The organism is Chryseobacterium sp. CFS15 (genome assembly GCF_031118795.1).
In the GTDB taxonomy this organism is placed as follows: domain Bacteria; phylum Bacteroidota; class Bacteroidia; order Flavobacteriales; family Weeksellaceae; genus Chryseobacterium; species Chryseobacterium indoltheticum.
On sequence record NZ_JAVHYL010000008.1, the window covers coordinates 125,659 to 144,653 of the forward strand.

18 protein-coding genes are annotated in these 18,995 nt (G+C 33.2%); 12 read left to right on the forward strand and 6 right to left on the reverse strand.

Annotation, left to right across the window (positions count from 1 at the left end; genetic code table 11):
• Positions 1-265 precede the first annotated feature (265 nt).
• The 9 genes from panD (at position 266) to OH814_RS13855 (ending at position 8,525) form a co-directional block, all read left to right on the forward strand.
• Positions 266-616: an aspartate 1-decarboxylase gene (gene panD, locus OH814_RS13815; protein ID WP_066679682.1), complete on the forward strand. Its 351-nt coding sequence runs from the start codon at positions 266-268 to the stop codon at positions 614-616.
• Positions 617-619: 3 nt separating this feature from the next.
• Positions 620-1,633, forward strand: coding sequence for a lysylphosphatidylglycerol synthase transmembrane domain-containing protein (locus OH814_RS13820; RefSeq protein WP_201133443.1), 1,014 nt, complete (start codon positions 620-622; stop codon positions 1,631-1,633).
• Between the two features lie 170 nt (positions 1,634-1,803).
• A complete protein-coding gene (locus OH814_RS13825) occupies positions 1,804-2,382 on the forward strand; it encodes a TerD family protein (protein ID WP_123886981.1) in 579 nt (192 codons plus the stop codon).
• A 38-nt stretch (positions 2,383-2,420) separates the two neighbouring features.
• Positions 2,421-3,086 (forward strand): TerD family protein, encoded by a 666-nt coding sequence (locus OH814_RS13830; protein ID WP_074230012.1) that lies wholly within the window; start codon positions 2,421-2,423, stop codon positions 3,084-3,086.
• Between the two features lie 120 nt (positions 3,087-3,206).
• Positions 3,207-3,845, forward strand: coding sequence for a VWA domain-containing protein (locus OH814_RS13835; RefSeq protein WP_074230011.1), 639 nt, complete (start codon positions 3,207-3,209; stop codon positions 3,843-3,845).
• A 185-nt stretch (positions 3,846-4,030) separates the two neighbouring features.
• Positions 4,031-5,074 carry a TerY-C metal binding domain-containing protein gene (locus tag OH814_RS13840; RefSeq protein ID WP_308828548.1) on the forward strand — a complete coding sequence of 348 codons (1,044 nt, stop codon included), beginning with the start codon at positions 4,031-4,033 and terminating at the stop codon, positions 5,072-5,074.
• Positions 5,075-6,433, forward strand: a complete 1,359-nt coding sequence (locus tag OH814_RS13845; protein ID WP_308828549.1) for a PP2C family serine/threonine-protein phosphatase — start codon at positions 5,075-5,077, stop codon at positions 6,431-6,433.
• 19 nt (positions 6,434-6,452) lie between these two features.
• Positions 6,453-7,004: a hypothetical protein gene (locus OH814_RS13850; RefSeq protein WP_308828550.1), complete on the forward strand. Its 552-nt coding sequence runs from the start codon at positions 6,453-6,455 to the stop codon at positions 7,002-7,004.
• Positions 7,005-7,013: 9 nt separating this feature from the next.
• A complete protein-coding gene (locus OH814_RS13855) occupies positions 7,014-8,525 on the forward strand; it encodes a kinase (RefSeq protein ID WP_308828551.1) in 1,512 nt (503 codons plus the stop codon).
• Between the two features lie 18 nt (positions 8,526-8,543).
• Here the strand turns inward: OH814_RS13855 and OH814_RS13860 are convergent, their stop codons facing one another.
• From OH814_RS13860 to OH814_RS13880, 5 genes are all read right to left on the reverse strand, one after another.
• Complete coding sequence (locus OH814_RS13860; protein ID WP_308828552.1) at positions 8,544-9,011, reverse strand: DUF2628 domain-containing protein; 468 nt, start codon at positions 9,009-9,011, stop codon at positions 8,544-8,546.
• Positions 9,012-9,229: 218 nt separating this feature from the next.
• Positions 9,230-10,045 (reverse strand): hypothetical protein, encoded by an 816-nt coding sequence (locus tag OH814_RS13865; RefSeq protein WP_076561065.1) that lies wholly within the window; start codon positions 10,043-10,045, stop codon positions 9,230-9,232.
• Positions 10,046-10,190: 145 nt separating this feature from the next.
• Complete coding sequence (gene asnB / locus OH814_RS13870) at positions 10,191-11,858, reverse strand: asparagine synthase B (RefSeq protein WP_115621316.1); 1,668 nt, start codon at positions 11,856-11,858, stop codon at positions 10,191-10,193.
• A gap of 312 nt (positions 11,859-12,170) precedes the next feature.
• The gene (locus OH814_RS13875) at positions 12,171-13,835 is read right to left on the reverse strand and encodes a GLPGLI family protein (protein ID WP_308828553.1); all 1,665 of its coding nucleotides are present in this window, start codon (positions 13,833-13,835) and stop codon (positions 12,171-12,173) included.
• 180 nt (positions 13,836-14,015) lie between these two features.
• Positions 14,016-15,221, reverse strand: coding sequence for an RsmB/NOP family class I SAM-dependent RNA methyltransferase (locus OH814_RS13880; protein WP_308828554.1), 1,206 nt, complete (start codon positions 15,219-15,221; stop codon positions 14,016-14,018).
• Between the two features lie 226 nt (positions 15,222-15,447).
• On the opposite strand from OH814_RS13880, the gene OH814_RS13885 reads away from it, so the two are divergent.
• Positions 15,448-15,780 (forward strand): zinc ribbon domain-containing protein YjdM, encoded by a 333-nt coding sequence (locus OH814_RS13885; protein WP_076561069.1) that lies wholly within the window; start codon positions 15,448-15,450, stop codon positions 15,778-15,780.
• Between the two features lie 280 nt (positions 15,781-16,060).
• On the opposite strand, the gene OH814_RS13890 is transcribed toward OH814_RS13885, so the two are convergent.
• A complete protein-coding gene (locus OH814_RS13890) occupies positions 16,061-16,996 on the reverse strand; it encodes an ABC transporter ATP-binding protein (RefSeq protein ID WP_308828555.1) in 936 nt (311 codons plus the stop codon).
• A gap of 73 nt (positions 16,997-17,069) precedes the next feature.
• Between OH814_RS13890 and OH814_RS13895 the strand changes: the two genes are divergently transcribed.
• Together OH814_RS13895 and pheS are read left to right on the forward strand one after the other, a co-directional pair.
• Positions 17,070-17,720 carry a YceI family protein gene (locus tag OH814_RS13895; RefSeq protein WP_308828556.1) on the forward strand — a complete coding sequence of 217 codons (651 nt, stop codon included), beginning with the start codon at positions 17,070-17,072 and terminating at the stop codon, positions 17,718-17,720.
• A gap of 194 nt (positions 17,721-17,914) precedes the next feature.
• Positions 17,915-18,925: a phenylalanine--tRNA ligase subunit alpha gene (pheS, locus tag OH814_RS13900; RefSeq protein WP_308828557.1), complete on the forward strand. Its 1,011-nt coding sequence runs from the start codon at positions 17,915-17,917 to the stop codon at positions 18,923-18,925.
• Positions 18,926-18,995 lie beyond the last annotated feature (70 nt).

Sequence of the window (18,995 nt, forward strand, 5' to 3'; positions counted from 1 at the left end):
TTTTACGAAAAATCTACGTTTCGAGGAACTAAAATCATGCCAACTACTTATGTATATTGACTTTCCTAAATTTACATTATTTGATTTTACATTTATTAAATTCCTAATTTAGTATCAAGAATTGATTTTTTTTATGATATGCTTGTTAAGTTTGTAAAATAAATATAGATAATTTAGTTTGAATAAAATTAATCACCTCAATTTATGATAGTTGTAATTTTTATTTTAAAATGATTTTATTAAATATTATTAATAAATTTGCACCATGTTAATAGAAGTATTTAAATCTAAAATTCACAGGGTACGAGTTACGGCTTCAGACCTTAATTATATTGGAAGTATTACCATTGACGAAGATCTTATCGAAGCTGCCGGTTTGGTAGTCGGAGAAAGAGTTTATATCGTTAATGTCAACAACGGAGAACGTTTTGATACATACGTGATCAAAGGAAAAAGAAAATCTGGTGAGGTTTGCCTTAATGGTCCTGCTGCAAGAAAAGTACAGCGTGATGACATTATCATTATCATCGCTTATGCACAGATGACTCCAGAGGAAGCACAGGAGTTTCAGCCGAAAATAGTTTTCCCGGACGAAAAAACCAATCTTCTTACTTAAGATATGGAGAAGAAATCTAATAAAACTTTAAAATCTTTTCTCACCATAGTAATTTCGCTTGCTTTTGCAGGCTTTTTTTTGTGGTTGGCACTTAGAGGATTCGATTTTAAAGTCGTTCAAAAATCATTGGCTAAAGCAAATTACCTTTGGGTAGCTTTTGCTGCTGTATTTGCACTTTTAGCCTATTGGTTCAGGGCCATTCGTTGGAATTTATTATTAGAACCGATGGGACATAAGATCTCGAGTTCTAATGCACTTTGGTCTTTGTCTTTCGGCTATCTGATGAATCTTACAATCCCGAGAAGTGGAGAAGTAGCGAGAGCGACTGCTTTATATGGTGTTGAAAAAGTTCCTGTAGATAAATCTTTTGGAACAATTATTCTGGAAAGAGTGGTTGATTTGATCTGCATGTTGGGATTTTTAGGATTGACCTTAATATTTAAATATGATGCCATCTTGGCTTTCTATAAAAATTCAGGGATCAATATTAATCCAAATAAAATACTTATTGTTATTGGAGGATTGGCTGTAGCAGGAGTTTTATTTTTTGTTTTTAAAAATAAATTTGTTAATGTTCCTGTTCTTGGTAAAATAATCGGTTTTATTGATGGTATTCTATTAGGTCTTACCTCGATTTTCAAACTTAAAGAAAAAGGAAAGTTCATTCTATATACTATAGGAATTTGGGTTTCTTATTATTTTGCAGCCTATCTGGTTTGTTTTGCATTGCCTGAAACATCAGATTTTACTTTCGCAGACGGTTTTTTCATTATCGTTGTAGGAACTTTGGGAATGATCATTCCTGCAAGTGGCGGAATTGGTGCCTTTAATCTTGCTATGAAATATGGTTTTATGGCATTATTTCTTGCAATGGGCAAAAGTGCTGAGTTTGGTGGCGAAATGGGTTTGACGTATTCATTTATCTCGCTTCCGTTACAGATCGTGGTTATGTTGGTAATGGGATTAATTTCCATTCCGATGTTGGCAAAAGCGCGTAATACTATTACTGAAAAATAAAATTACTTATTTTAAATATATAAATCCTGTTTCATTTGAAGCGGGATTTTTTTTTGCTTAAAAATTTTATCAAATATTAAAAAAAGTTTAAAACTGTATGACTTTTTATCATTAATTTGGTTAATTCAAAAATCAAATCTATCTTAAGGGAAAAATTATATTTATAGATTATGGCGATTAATTTACAGAAAGGGCAAAAAATAGAATTAGGGCTTACAAAAATGACAATCGGTTTAGGATGGGATCCGAATGAGAGTCATGCAGGTGGTACTTTTGATTTGGATGCTTCAGCAATTATGATTGACTCCGACAGAAAGCTTGTTGGTGACGAGTATTTTGTTTTTTATAATAATTTGAATTCTCCGGACGGAGCTTTACAACATACAGGAGATGATCCCGATGGAAAAAGTAGCGATGGAGACGATGATGAAGCGATTGTTATCGATCTTGAAAAAGTAGATCCAAGAGTGGAAGAAATTCTTTTTGTGGTAACGATCGAAGATTTCGAAAGAAAAAAACAAAACTTCGGAATGGTAAGAAACTCGTACATCAGAGTTGTTGATAATAATAACCATCAGGAAATTGCAAAATATGAATTAGATGAAGATTTTTCTATTGAAACAGGTGTAGAATTCGGACGTCTTTACAAAAGAAATGGAAGCTGGAAATTTGAAGCTTCAGGCATTGGATACCGAGCAGATCTTGGTTTCTTTTTAGAGAAATATTACAAAGGTCAAATCATCAAATAAAAAACAAAATTTAAAACAACACAAAAAAGATATTAAAAATGGCAATTAATTTACAAAAAGGTCAAACGATAGATTTAAGGAAAAACGACCGTGGAGAAAGTGTTTATGACCTGTCTCAGGTAACCATCGGTTTAGGATGGGATGTTCGTAAGCAAGGAGGTTTTTTCGGAAAAATGTTCAGTAAAGAAGCAGAATATGATTTGGATGCAGTTGCTTTTCTTCTTGATGGAAACGGAAAAGTTGCCAACTTAGGAAGAACGGTTCAGACTAATGACGGAAGACAAATGGGACTGTATCAAGGAGATGTAATTTATTTTAATTCGATGCAGCATCCAAGTGGTCATATCTGGCTAACCGGAGATAACAGAACCGGAGCCGGTGATGGTGATGATGAACAGATTATTGTAAAATTGGAACAGTTGGACGAGCGTTATCAAAAAATCATCTTTGTAGTAACCATTTATATGGGCAGAAAAAATAATCAGCATTTTGGGATGATTGATAATGCATTTATCCGTGCGGTTGATGCAAGAGGAAAAGAAATTACAAAATACAGTCTTTCGGGCGATGCAAGCATGAACGGAATGTGTTCTATGGTTTTCGCTGAGGCTTACAGACACAACGGCGACTGGAAATTCCGTGCTTTAGGTGAACCCAATCACACCGACAGTTTTGTAGATATTCTTAAAAACTATTCTTATTAATTAATAAAATTTTTATAAAAAATATTCCATCAAAATTGATTTTCTTAAATATTTAAAGGAACTTAATTTTGATGGATTTTCAAATTTTTAATTAAATCTTTCAAATAATACTGTCGCAAAATGAACAGAAGATTATTAGCGTATTTTCTGCTGGATACTTCCGGCTCGATGAATGGCGAACCCATTCAGGCGCTGAACAATGGTTTCAACGGATTAATAAGTGCGCTCCGCTCAGATCCGCAAGCGATGGATACATTGTATTTAAGTGTCACTACTTTCGATCGTGAAGTAAAAAATATTATTCCGATGGTCGATCTGGCGAGTTTTCACCCAATGGAAATCACGTGTCCCGATAGCGGTCCAACTCACACAGGAGCAGCCTTGGAATTGGTTTCAGCATTACTTCAGGTAGATTTAATTAAAGGATCAACTGAAGTAAAAGGCGACTGGAAGCCTCTTCTTTTTATTTTTACCGACGGTAAACCTTCAGATATTCAAAAATACAGACAGATGATTCCTGTAATTAAAAATATGGATTTCGGTGTCATTGTTGGATGTGCTGCAGGTCCAAAAGCTGATGAAAGCTTCCTGAAAGAACTCACCGATAATGTGGTAAAACTCGATACGACAGACGCAGCAACTTTATCTTCGTTTTTCAAATGGGTAAGTTCATCCATAACCATGGGCGGTAAATCACAAGGAACAGGCGAAAGCATCAGCCTTCCGCCACCACCATCAGAATTGAATATTATTATTTAAAATCTGTTACTAAAAATTATAAAAAATCAAACCATTAAGATGATTTAAAAAGTTACGTTTCACTAAGAAAAATCAAATAGATTTTTTGAAAAGAAAGCTGCTAAAAGCGAAGCCAAAACTTAATATTCTTAAATCCTTAATAGAACCTTAATGGTTAAATTTAAAATCTTCTAAAATTAAAAATGATGAGAAGACTTCCCATTTATTTTTTGGTAGATATTTCCGAATCGATGATTGGCGAGCCGATTGATCAGGTTCAGGAAGGTATTTCAACCATTGTAAGAGAACTAAAAAAAGATCCGTATTCATTAGAAACCGTCTGGATTTCCGTTGTTGGTTTTGCCGGTGAAGCAGAAGTGATTACGCCGTTGCAGGATATTATTTCATTTTATCCGCCGAAAATTCCTGTAGGAAGCGGGACTTCCTTGGCGAAAGGTCTCTTTAAAGTAATGGATTGTATCGATAAAGACATTGTAAAAACCACTTACGATAGAAAAGGTGATTGGAAACCTCTTGTTTTTCTTTTTACAGACGGTGTACCGACTGATGATGCACAAATTGCCATCGAAAAATGGAATAAAAACTATCACGGAAAACAAAATACGATTGCAATATCCATTGGTGAAAATACCAATCATAAATTGTTGGGTTCGTTTTCAGATAACGTTTTGTTGTTTAATAACAATTCTGAAAATTCTTACAAAGAGTTTTTCAAATGGGTGACCGATTCTATTAAGACGACAAGTCAGAGTGTGACGGAAGCCAATAAAGAAGGAATTAATCTATCTAAAATCGATCACAGTATTTTAGAAAAAGTTGATCCCGAAGCTCAACAAAGATTTCCCGATAATAATTTTGTAGTGCTGAATGGAAAATGTTCAGACTCGAAGAAATCATATTTAATTAAATATAAAAAAGCATTTACCGACTCCGGAATTGCAGGAATGCAAACCCGATATTACCGATTGGAAGGAACGTACAGAATAGATGATGCTTCGTATTACCGACTTTCTTCGGCACAGAAAAGCAGTCAGAAAATTTCTGTAGAAGAACTTCATGGTGCTCCGTCTTGTCCGCATTGTGCCAATCCGATTGCTTTGGCGACTTGTTCGTGTGGTGGAATTCACTGTTTAAAAGGCGAAGGCTACAACGAATGTCCTTGGTGCGGAACTGGCGATCATTACGGGTTCAGCAATGAAGGGTTTGATATCAACCGAACTTTAGGCTAAATGGAAAATACAATCAGGCAGATTTTGGAAAATCATAATATCCAAGACAATAAAACGATGGATAAAGTGATTTCAAAGCTGCTGACCCAGACGGAGATTCAAACTCATGTACAGCTGATTATAGAAGCTCAGAACAAAATTATGCACGAAGCAATCATTTATAAAGAAAGAGAAGAATTTGCCGATGCATTTTTTCCGATTACCAATGCACATTCCAAAAAGAAATACGAATTTGTTTTTCCGATGGCGCAATTTCCGAATATCAGAATTAAAAATATTTCCGGACTGGAATTAGCTGGTTTAAATTTTGAAGAAAACACAATCAAAGGAATTCCTTTTGAAAGCGATACTTATGATTTGAAGATCGAATTTTTTCATATTAACGACGAAGAAAATTCTGAATTTAAAAAAGCTCAACTTTTCGTCAACGCAGATCCCAAAGATTTGTGGAAAAATATTCCTTCGGATAAAGAAGCGCCTTTTCACAAAGCAGATGAAGCAAAATTTAAAGGAAATTTTTCAGATAAAAAAATTGTGATCGCTTCACAAAGAGGTCGCTCTCACGCGCATGAAGGAAAATTCAGAGATGATGATTTTGCGGTAAATGAATTGCCCAATTCCTGGAATATTATTTCGGTTTCCGATGGGGCTGGTTCGGCACAATTGGCGAGATATGGTTCTGAATTGGCAACTCAATCAATCAACGATTATTTTAAAAATACAGAAGTTTTAACCGAACTTGATATTCATCTCAATAAAATTTTCAATTTAGAAAATGAGAATTCAGAAGCGAAACAAAACATTATAAAAATTCTTTATCAAGGAGTTTCTGATACTTTTAAAACATTAAAAGATAAAGCAGAAGAACATTTTGTGACGTTGAAAGATTTGCATTCCACTTTAATTTTTGCTTTGATTAAAAAGTTTGATTTTGGATATATTATTTTAAGTTTTGGAGTAGGTGATTGCCCGATTAATCTGATCAACGAAGATTTTTCTGATGTAAAATTGCTGAACACAATGGATGTCGGCGAATTTGGAGGCGGAACTCGTTTTATCACAATGAATGAAATTTTTGATGATACTATTTCTTCACGTTTCAAAATTACGCATGCTAAAGATTTTTCTAAATTGGTTTTAATGACCGATGGAATTTACGATCCAAAATTTATCACCGAAAATAAACTGGAAGACATAGAAAGCTGGAAAGCTTTTTTTGAAGATTTAGATGGTCAAAATGAAGATGAAGTGAAGGTTGATTTCCAAAATGATGAAACAATCGATGAACAATTACTTTCCTGGATGGATTTCTGGAGCAAAGGAAATCATGATGATAGAACTTTGGCGGTGATTTATTAAATATAAAGTTAAGAAACTTATGAAAATAAAAGATTTATTAAGAATCGTTTTTAGAATTTTTGGTCTTTACACAGTTATCAATTTATCATTTACATTTTTTCCTGAACAAATTGCGATTGCATATTTAAGTAGTTCTGGAGCTTTTTTACCTTTTGATCCAGATAGCTCAATAATGCAGACCTGGATTTATTTTATAGTGGTTTTATTATTAATTACAGCTGTATTTTACTTATTGATTATAAATCCGGATATTATTATTAATAAACTAAAACCTAAAAGTTTTTTAGAAGAAACGATTAATTTTGATAAATTAAACTCCGAAAGTTTACTTCAAATTGCAATATTATCCATTGGAATCTTAATATTGTTTGATTCAATACCCAATCTCATAAATAAATTATCACTTCTTTTCAAACTGAAAAGTATGAACGAACATTTAGGCGATAATTTTAATACCGTTGGTTTAAATTATGAAATTATTACAGAATCCGTTAAAGTGTTGTTGGGCTTAATTTTTATAATATTTCAAAATCAAATAGGTAAAGTTTTGTATCGCCAAAATGTTAAATAAGAATCTTTCATGAAAAAAACAACCACCGTTTCCTCAATTTTAAACACTACAAAATCTTATGAATATGTAGATGAAAACCCTGTAAAAGGTGGGGTGAAAGACGTTTATTTTTCGCCTGACAGAAAATATGTGGTGGCTTTTTACAGAACACCTTTGGAAAACGAACAAAAAGAAAGAATCAAAAGAATTGTTTCAACTTATTTGGTGAATATTCAAAATGGAAATGCTTCAGAATATTATTTAGATGAGGTTTTCAGATGGCCTTATGATATCGTTCAGAAAAATAATTTAACCGGAATTGTTGTTCCTGTCTATAGTCAAAAATTCTTTTTTGCTAAAGGATATGTCGGTTCAGATAATATTGCGGGCGGAGATAAAGTAGGGAAGTGGTTTACGGCTCCGATGTTCAGAAACCAACATTATCCACTTCGCTTAGATAAATCTGAATTGGGAGATTGGTTAAGTTACTTTCAAATCTCCATCAATATTACTCGAGGAATTAAAAAACTGCATCAGATGGGTTTGGCGCATTCAGATCTTTCTTATAATAATATTTTGGTTGATCCGGTGACGAAATCGGCCTGTATCATTGATATTGACGGATTGGTGGTTCCAAAATTGTTTCCGCCTGAAGTGATTGGAACTGCAGATTTTATTGCTCCGGAAGTTTTAAAAACAAAACATTTGCATCTGCATGATCCCGGAAGACAGCTTCCGAATCAGAAGACCGATCTACATGCTTTGGCGGTTCTTATTTATATGTATTTGCTTCGCCGTCATCCTTTGCGAGGCGGTAAAATATGGGATCTTGATTCTGAAAAAGATGAAATATTATCGATGGGAGAGAAAGCTCTTTTTGTAGAGCATCCAACGGATTCCAGCAATAAAGTACGAGTAGAATATCTTAAAAAATGGGATGCTTTTTGGGGCGATCCCAATAAAATTCCTTACGCCGTTACCGGACCTTATTTATCTGAATTGTTTAAAAAAGCTTTTATCGACGGGCTTCATGAGCCAATAAAAAGACCTTTGGCAAATGAATGGGAAACGGCTTTACTGAAAACCGTAGATTTAATTCAGCCTTGTCATAATCCTGAATGTAATGAGAAATGGTATGTTTTTGATAATACGCAAACTCCAAGATGTCCGTTTTGTGGAACTTCGCACAAAGGAACTTTGCCGGTTCTTGATCTTTATTTTAAATATGATGATGAGGTTTGGAAACCTGAAAACCATCGATTGATGGTTTATCATGATCAGTATTTATTTAAATGGCACGTTTCAAGGAAGGTGATCCGCAATGAAAGTCTGACTTTCGCAGATAAAAAACCGGTTGGGTATTTTACTTTTTATCAGGATAAATGGGTTTTGGTGAATCAAACTTTGACTTCTATGAAAGATTTAACCGAACAAAAAGAGATTCCGCCCAATTCAATGGTTGAATTGTCTGAAGGCAAAAAAATATTGCTTTCTAATGAAGAAGGCGGAAGAATTATTTATGTGACGATGGCAAATCAATAGATATTTTTGTCAAATATTTTATTTTAAAATAGCATATAGGATTACCAAAATAAGAAGAATCCAAATAAAAATAAAGGTAGTTCCTCCTTTTTTGGTAACATATTCTTTTTGAGTTTCTAAGTCAGGATACTTTTTTTCTGCTTTTTCAATTGTTCTTTTTGCTTTTTTTAAATACAAATAATTACCTGTAAAGCCAATGAATAATAAAAAGAATAAGGAAAAGGCAATGTTAAAAATCGTAGTGTTATCATAACCAATCATTTCAGATAGAAAATGTCTTTCAAACAAAGTTTCTAAAACAACGAAAGAATAAATAATAAAAAGTTCAATGTACATTTTTCTATAAAAAAACCAAAAAATGCCAAAAATTAAGGTACCGTAATTGAAAGTAAATTTTTTATTGTTTTCTAGTAATTTTAATTTTTCAAGATAATAATCTTTTCTTTCCTGAAAGAAACTTTCGTATAATTCAATATTTTTTTTCATATTTTGTTGTTGATACTAAAGTAAGAAAACTTTTAATAACTATTTTCATTGTAAAATTGTTATCTGTTTATTACAAGCAATCATTTTTCAACTCGATCGGATTTTAAAAACTTTTAAAAACTCTATTTACTATTTATCAAATTTCTCCACTACTTTTATAAATAAAAACCCCAAAAGCATTGCTTTCGGGGCTGTATTTTGTTTAAGATTAAATCTTATTATTTTCTCGGTTTTTCTACTCCGATCCATGCTTCACCTTCTCTTTTTACCTGGCTTAGAATGAATGTTTCAAAATCGTCTGTCTTGTATTCGATATTATCTTTATTTTGCTCGAAAGGCATAATGTAGAAGAAATCTTTATCTGTTTTGTCAGCTTTTGACCCCTTTTTTACAGTAGGCATATATTTTCTTTCAAACTTATACTTCGGAAGATATTGCTTTACAGAAGCATAAAATTTCGCATTATCTTTTTCGTTAGGAATGATATCAACGATTTTAAATTTATCATTTTTCTTATCAACCCAAAGATAATAGTTGGTCTCTTCTTGTGTCTTTTTATTTAGAGAAGCAAATCCAAAAAATTCTTTAGGAACCAATTGCTTGATTTTTTCAGCGTCTACTTTTGTGAAATATTCACCTTGTGAAGGATCTACATACGTTTCCAAATTGTAAAGCAAAACTTCATTGTTCTGGAAGTTTTTGTTTTTGAAATATTGGTCTAAAGATAATTCTGCTGTTTTTCTAAGTTCTTTTCCTCTGTCATCCAATTTTTTTGTTGGGTTTTGAGGATTTACTTTTTTTACAAAATTGTAGAGTACAACAGGTTTTACATCTGCAAGGTGAGGAAATGTTTTAAGCTGTTCAGCTTTTACCAACCAATAATATTGCTGATAGTAATCATCTTTGTCAACTGGTTTTACACTTTTATAAGAAAGAGCGAGTTTTTTAGAATTGAGAAATTTTCCGTATTTACCTTGTCCGAAAGCTAAGCTTGTACACAGTAAAGCAAAAAAAATAGTAATGTTTCTTTTCATTTTACAACAGAGATTATTTTTTATTTTCCAAATATAATTATTTATTAGATAATAAGTTTAATACTTAGTTAAATTATACAAATATTATTGATTTTATTGAATGAAAAATCCTGTACGGATACAGGATTGATAAATTTGGTCGATTTTAGTAAGACGTTTCATGTACTTTTACTGCTCTTCCACTTGGGTCGTTCATCTTTTTGAATGCTTCGTCCCATTCTAATGCGATAGGAGTGGAGCATGCTACAGAAGGAACCGATGGAACAGTTGCAGCTGCAGTTTCGCTTGGGAAATGTTCCTCAAAAATTGTTCGGTACCGATATTCTTCTTTGTTTTGCGGCGTATTTAAAGGAAATCTGAATTTTGCATTTGCCATCATTTCGTCAGAAACGTATTTTTCAGCAATATCTTTTAAAGTGTCGATCCATGAATAACCAACGCCATCGGAAAACTGTTCTTTTTGTCTCCATGCAATAGAATCCGGTAAAAGATCTTCAAAAGCTTTTCGTAGAACCCATTTTTCAATTTTTCCTTCTTCTTTGCGAATCATTTTATCTTCGGGGTTTACATTCATCGCAATATCCATGAATTCTTTATCCAAAAACGGAACTCTACCTTCAATTCCCCAACTCATCAGTGCTTTATTGGCTCTTAAACAATCGTATAAATGAAGTTTATTGAGTTTTCTTACGGTTTCATCATGGAATTCTTTAGCGTTCGGAGCTTTATGGAAATACAAATATCCACCAAACAATTCGTCTGCACCTTCACCTGAAAGCACCATTTTTATTCCCATTGATTTGATGACTCTTGCCAAAAGATACATCGGAGTAGAAGCTCTGATTGTTGTTACATCGTAAGTTTCCAAATGATAAATCACATCACGGATTGCGTCAAGACCTTCCTGAACGGTGAAGTTAACTTCATGATGAATAGAACCGATATGCTCCGCCGCTTTTTTTGCCGCTGCCAGATCGGGAGAACCAACCAATCCAACGGCAAAACTGTGCAGCCTCGGATACCACGCTTCCTGGGTGTCGCCACTTTCTATTCTCTGTCTTGCAAATTTTGCGGTAACAGCAGAGATAATTGAAGAGTCTAATCCTCCCGAAAGCAAAACGCCGTAAGGAACATCACTCATCAATTGTCTGTGAACAGCATCTTCCAATCCTTTTCTGATTGCCTGAATATCTGTAACGTTGTCTTTTACGGCATCAAAGTTCTCCCAATCTCTTTTGTACCATTGCTGAAGCTCATGCCCTTCAATATTATATAAGTAATGTCCCGGTAAAAAAGTTTCAATTTTTTTGCAGATTCCTTCTAGGGCTTTCAGCTCTGAGGCAACATAATAATTTCCTTCTCTGTCCCAACCTTGATAAAGCGGACAAATTCCCATGTGATCTCTCGCAATCAGATAAATATTATTTTCAATATCGTATAATGCAAAAGCAAAGATGCCATTCAGTTTTTCAATAAAATCTTTTCCGTATTTCTGGTAAAGAGCAAGAATAACTTCGCAATCAGATTCGGTTTGAAATTCATAATCGGGAAATTCTTCTTTTAGTTCTCTGTGATTGTAAATTTCACCATTTACGGCAAGTACAATTTTTCCATCTTTTGAAAACAAAGGCTGTTTTCCTGAAGCCGGATCTACGATAGCTAATCTTTCATGAGAAAAAACAACTTTTTCACTTTGAAAAACTCCACTCCAATCGGGACCGCGATGACGGATTTTCTTAGACATTTCCAAGACTTGAGGTCTTAATATTTCAGTTGACTGTTTTGCGTCAAATAGGCAAACGATTCCGCACATATATTATTTATTTGAAACAAAACTAGATATATGATTTAAAAATTACAACTAAAAATTTCATTTGGTTTAAATTTTTAACTTTAAACGATTTTTTAGTTAAATAATTCAATCAACACCGTTGAAATTTACAGATAATCTGAATTTTTTTCACAATATATTTTTTGTGGTTCATTAAGAGACAATAATTAAATTTTTTTTCAGATTTGTTGTAGCTAATTCAAATATTTTTCTCACCTTTGTTGCTCGAAATAATTTTTTTTCATCATTTGTGTTTTTACCTCCTTGTAATAATATTGCAAGGAGGTTTTGTTTTTACTCATTACCTAATAAAACTCCTGAAATATTCCATGCGCTGAAACTCGTTCCTTCCGGCTCTCCCTGAGGGATTTTCACCTGAATAGTATGTTTTCCTGCTTTCAAATCTCCTAAAGAAATAAAGTTTGGATTGGTAACTGTTCCGGGACACCAGTTTGATCTGCTGAGATCTGAAGACGAAAGTCCGTCAGCAAAATTTCCCGAAGCAGGATTGAATAACCGGTAAGAACCGCATTCTGTTCTCCAGGGTGTAAATGAAAATGCTATTTTTCCGTCCAGATAAATTGAATTGGCTTTAGGAATAAACTCGTCGCCGTTTTCCCAACCTCCATGTCCGGTGGTAATGTATCTTAACTGTGCATTTTTAAGATCTTTTTCTAAATTAAATTCCACAAAAAGTCCTTTGTCGTTGTTAAACATCGTTGCATAATCCTGACCCGCCATTTCCATAATATTGGTTGTGTTAAACAACGGAATAACCTTATTATTTTTGTTAACAATCTGTTCGCTGTTGTGAATTGTAATATCTAAACTCACTTTGTGACCGCCTTTGTCATAGTTTCCAATGAAGGTTCCAATCCAGAGTTCTTTTTCAGAAAGGGAAGGCTTTAATTCTGTAATATCCTGACGAAACGGACTTACGGTTTGCCAGGTTTTGTCTTTTAATTCAATATGATTGAATTTATTGATTCCAAAAGAGGTGAAAAATCGCATCAACTCAACCGCTGGCTGATAATTTTGGTTAGAAACGACTCCGTAATATTGTTTTCCATTACCATTTTCATAAAGAGGAAGTGTTTTGGCTCCTTTTTCTAAACCATCAAAAAAAGTTTGTGACTTTTCTTCAGGAATAAAAAAAACGGTTCCTGTTCTGTCGTAAGCATCACCATTGGATTGTTGCTTCAATTCGACAAAAATATTATCGCCTTTAGCAATTTTAGGAAATTTTATCTTTTTTAAAATAATAGTTCCATTGGCAAATCTTTTTATTTTTTCATCTGATTTTGATTGGTCTGAGAAATTAATTATTTCATTTTCGAAAACTTTTAATGTCGTAAATCTGCTTTTCCAAAGTAAATCTTTATAGCTCAAAAGATCTGTCGTAGGAATAGTCTTGTTAATAATCTTATCAATTCCCGTTGTTTTAATTTTCTTAAGAGAAACTGCAGTTGTTGCTGAATTACCGTTTCTTTCAATTTGCAATACCAATCCTAAATTCTGTCCCAGACTTGATGGTCCGCCTTTGATTTTTAAATCATTCGTATACCAAACTTCAATCGTGTTTGAATTGATTTTTGTAACTGCTTTTTTACAGTTATAGCCTAAAATCTTTTTAGTTTGTGCAGTCAATTCAAATTCCTGTTTAGCAATTGATTCTTTGTCTGAAGTTGAAATAGCTTCATTCGGTTTTAAAAAAGCATACGAAACAATCGTATTCGAAGGTTTTTCTATTTTGCTGATTTCAAAAGGATAATCATTTTTCTGCTCTTTAATTTTTGTATTTAAAATAAAGTTTTCATTTTCATTAACCCATACAATTACTTGATTCTGATTGGGCTGAACTTTTCCGTTGTACGAACTTTCATATTGAATTTCGTAGGTCTGGGAAAAACTTAAAACAGATAAGAAAATAAAAAAACTTACTAAAATAGATTTAAACATGATGATTGATGGTTTTTACAAAGATAATGTTTGATTTAGATAATAAAAACTCTGAGAAATTCTTTGAAAATTATTTAAAAATAACCCTCACAGGTTTCAAAAACCTGTGAGGGTTGAGTTTAATAAAAAAAAACTACTCCAAAAAATAGAGTAGTTTAGTATAATGTATTGATTAAATCTTTAAGAAAGTCTTTCGATCAAAGCCATGTAGAATCCGTCGTAACCTTCACTTGGCATTACTTTTTCGTCTTTAATCATTTTATAATTAGGGTTGTTTTTGATGAATTCATCTACTTGCAAATTGTTTTCAGAAGGCAGAATAGAGCATGTTGCATACACCATTTTACCACCAACTTTCAGCATTTTAGAGTAATCCTGAATGATCTGTTGCTGTTCTTTTTTAATTCTGTCGATAAAATCCTGGTCAATTTTCCATTTACTGTCTGGATTTCTTTTTAAAACTCCTAATCCGGAACATGGCGCATCAATCAAAAGTCGGTCTACCTTATCATGAAGACGTTTGATTACTTTCGTATCAGAAATCATTCTCGTTTCAATATTGTGAGCTCCGGCTCTTTTTGCACGACGCTTTAATTCAGCAAGCTTCCATTCGAAAATATCAAGAGCGATAATTTGCCCTTTATTTCCCATTAAAGCTGCTAAGTGAAGGGTCTTTCCACCTGCGCCTGCGCAAGCATCAACTACTCTCTGGCCTTCTTTTACATCAAGAAAATAACCGATTTTTTGTGAAGAAGCATCCTGTACCTCAAACAAACCTTCTTTGAAAGCCGTGGTAAGAAATACGTTTTTCTTTTCCTCAAGCTGTACCGCATCAGGATAATTTTTAATAGGATAAGCAACCACATCTTCATCTGCAAGATCAGAAATAAGCTCTTTTGGAGTAGTTCTCAGAGAATTTGCTCTTAAAACGGTCGGTGCTTTTTCATTTAAAGCAAACATTTCCTTTTCCCACTTATTGCCCAATTCTCTTTCTAGAGTTTCAACAAGCCATTCCGGGATAGAATGTTCAATTGCTTTGGTAGGAACGGTTCCTTTTCTAAGTTTTGTAGTAATGTCGGCAATTTTGATTCCTTCAAATTCTTCAAATCTTTTGTAATTGGTCTTGCTCCAAAGCAGATAAGCAATAATCAATTTATAGATGTTGGTGGGTTTCACACTTTCACCCATATAATATTCAAGGCGTTTTTTCCAACGGATAATATTATAGAAAATCTCAGAAACAACGGCTCTATCCTGGCTTCCCCATTTTCTGTTCGCTTTCAAAAGTCTTTCGATTACTTTATCGGCATATTTGTTTTTTTCGAAAAATGTTTCCTGTAAAGCATCGTGAATACCGATTGCCAGGTTTCTGTGAATTAATTCCATAAATTGCTGTAAGCTGTTTGAACTTGCAAAAATACGAATTTATGTTTAAAGTTAATGATTTGTAGTGATGACTTATAGATTATGATTTTTGTGTTTTAATTTAATTTGAAAAAAAGAGGTTGTTTACTTTTGCCTAACTTCTAACTTCTAACTTCTAACTTCTAACTTCTAACTTCTAACTTCTAACTTCTAACTCAAAAACCTACCTTTGCAAAAAATTAATAAAATGAGTGACGCAGTTATTTGCCCGAAATGTAGTTCTGAATTTACTTATGAACAAGATAACTTAATGGTCTGTTCACAGTGTTTCCACGAATGGGATCCTAAGGAAGTGGGAAATGAAGATAAGATTTTAGACATCAATGGAAATGAGCTCCAAAATGGAGATTCGGTAATTGTAATGAAAGATCTTCCGGTAAAAGGTGCTCCGAAACCTGTAAAATCAGGAACTAAAGTAAAAAATATCCGTTTAAGACCAAACAGCGATCATAATATTGACTGTAAAATTGATGGTTTTGGCGCAATGGCTTTGAAATCTGAATTTGTAAAGAAAGCTTAATATACAAGGAATGTTGGTTTTTGGTAATTAGAATTGTCTTTAAACTAATTGCCAAAAATCAATAAAAAAAAGGAAAGAGTTGGACAGTGTAATCTTTCAAAGACTTGATTGCATTAATGCTAATGTAGGTCTGGAAGGCAGAAAGAGAATTAACCAAAAATTTCCTTATGTTGTTGTCTTACAAATATATAGAAATATTACAGAAACGTTTGGCTAAATCATTGGAAATTATCCACATACTAACATTAAGTGGCTTAATATTTTCTTAATATTAAAGATGTTAATCAAAAGTAATTTTAACCGAATTTTCAAGTTGATGATTACTAAACATCACCATTTCCCTGTTTTTAAATTTAATCTTATTCCAGTAATGATTTCCTGCGAATCTGCTTTCCAAAACTTCAGCTTCTTCACCATTTTCAGATATTTTGATCTGATGTGGATAATAAAAAAATCTGGAAACCGGTAATTCTGAAATTTCATTCTCACTGAAAATATTTACTTCCCCAAAAAGTTTGGCTACATAAGGATTGTAAGGATCTTTATATGTTTCTTCTGCCGAATTATTTTGAATCAGTCTTCCGTTTTGTAGAACGATAATTTGATCAGTCCATGCAATAATATCCTGCAGTTCGTGAGTGGAAATAACCAAAGAAATATTATTCTCTTTTACATACCTGAACAGTTTTTCACGAAGCTCAATTTTTCTCGCAAAATCAAGATTACTAAACGGTTCGTCAAGTAAAAGTAACTTTGGAAGTACAGAAAGTGCTCTCGCAATGGCGACTCTTTGCTGTTGTCCGCCACTCAAATTTTTTGGTAAAACATTCGCAAATTCAACCAAACCAACAACATCCAAAAGTTCTAAAACTTTCTCTTTTTTCTTGGCTAAATTGATATTGGAAATAAATTTACCAACATTGTCTGCAACCGTTGCATAAGGCATCAGATCAAAGTTTTGTGCTACAAACTTCATTTCAGCTTCACCCGGAACGAGATTTCCTTTAGGACCCATCAGTTTTCTGCCTTCAAAAACAATTTCCCCCTGATTCCAGTCGTGTAATCCGTAGATAAGACTTAGTAACGTAGATTTTCCACAACCACTTTCACCTGCCAATGCGATGATTTTACCTTCATCCAGTTTCAGATTAAAGTTTTGAAAAAGCGGTTTTTCCTGAGAATGAGAAAAATATAGGTTGTTTATCTCTAATAGCATACTGCAAAAATAAGGGTTTTTGAGGAAGACTGGCATATTTTTAGTAATTTAGCCATGCATAAATTATATCAAAATGAAAAGAATATTATTTTCTCTCGCTATTCCGGCTTTATTAACTGTTGTTTCTTGTTCTAAAGAAAAACCGGTAACAAGTGATACCAATGAGGTTACCACAACGAAAGACGGAAGCCGATTTGTTTTGGATACTTTAAACAGTAATGTAGAATGGAAAGGGTATAAAGTTTTTAAATCTGAAAATACGAGTCATTTCGGAACCATCAAATTTGAAAGCGGTGACGTGACGATAAAAGACGGGAAGCTCGAAAGCGGAAAATTTGTGGCTGATATGGCGTCTCTAAGTTCTGAAGATTTAAAAAATGATGCGGAAAAATTAGGAAAACTTAACGGTCATTTGAAAAGTGCCGACTTTTTTGAAGTTGAAAAATTTCCGACAGCATCTTATGAAATTACAAAAGTAAGCCCTTCTGCAGAAGGTGATTATAATACCGTATTAGACGGGAATTTAACGGTAAAAGGTATTACAAAACCTGTTCAGTTTAAGGCGAATGTTGCTGTAAATGGGGGAGAAGTGAGTATTGCTACGGAACCTAAAGATATTATGAGAGAAGAATTTGGAGTAAAATTTCAATCTCCTGCTGCAAATGGGGTAATTAAAAATGAAGTAACGCTACAGATAAAGGTAAAAGCTTTAGAGAAAAAGTAATCTCAATATAAATCTGATGAGTAAGGCGATATAAATTGTATTATTACAACAGTTTTTTTAGTTAAATCGAATAAAAGTCAAATTAATTATATAATCTGTTTCTCACGAGACAGATTTTTTTATGATAAATTGAAAAGGTTTTTTAAACTGAAAATCGTATTTTTGCAAATACATTTTTTTGAAAGGGTAAAACAATGATTGAAAAGATAGAAGAATTGCTTGTTGAGGTCAATGGCTTCAATACGACAAGTAAAGAGGAAATAGAAAACTTCCGAATCAAGTATAATGGGAAAAAAGGAGTTCTGAATGATTTTTTTGAAAAATTTAAAGAACTTCCAAACGACCAGAAGAAAGAGTTCGGACAGAAAATCAATACTCTGAAGCAAGCGGTAAATGTAAAGCTGGAAGATCTAAAAAATGCTTCTGCTTCTTCTATTATCCTGGAAAAAGAAGATCTTACAAAACCTGCTTTTCCTTTAGATTTGGGATCGAGACATCCCATTAATTTAGTAAAAAACAGAATTATTGAGATCTTTAAATCCATTGGTTTTGCCGTTGCAGACGGGCCGGAAATTGAAGATGACTGGCACAATTTTACTGCGCTTAATCTTCCGGAATACCACCCGGCAAGAGATATGCAAGACACTTTCTTTATCGAGCAGAATCCTGATATTTTATTGAGAACACATACTTCTTCGGTACAAATTCGTTATATGGAAGAAAACGAACCGCCTATCAGAATTTTGTCTCCGGGAAGGGTTTTCAGAAATGAAGCTGTTTCTTCGCGTTCGCATTGTATTTTCCACCAGATCGAAGGTTTATATATTGATGAAAAAGTAAGTTTTGCAGATTTAAAGCAAACGATTCAGTTTTTCACAACTGAGCTTTTTGGTAAATCTAAAATCAGAATGAGACCTTCATATTTCCCTTTCACAGAGCCGAGTGCAGAGATTGATGTATATTGGGGATTAAATTCTGAAACCGACTATAGAATTACAAAAGGAACAGGTTGGTTGGAAATTATGGGCTGCGGAATGGTAGATCCAGCTGTTTTGACGAATGTAAATATTGATTCTGAGAAATATTCAGGTTATGCATTCGGAATGGGAATTGAAAGAATTGTAATGCTTCTTTATCAAATGAGCGACATTAGAATGTTTTTTGAAAACGATATCAGAACTTTAGAACAGTTTAAAACACTATAATTTAAAATATTAAATAAATTTAAATCCTGTGAATTTTCGCAGGATTTTTTATTAACTTTATAAAATCACT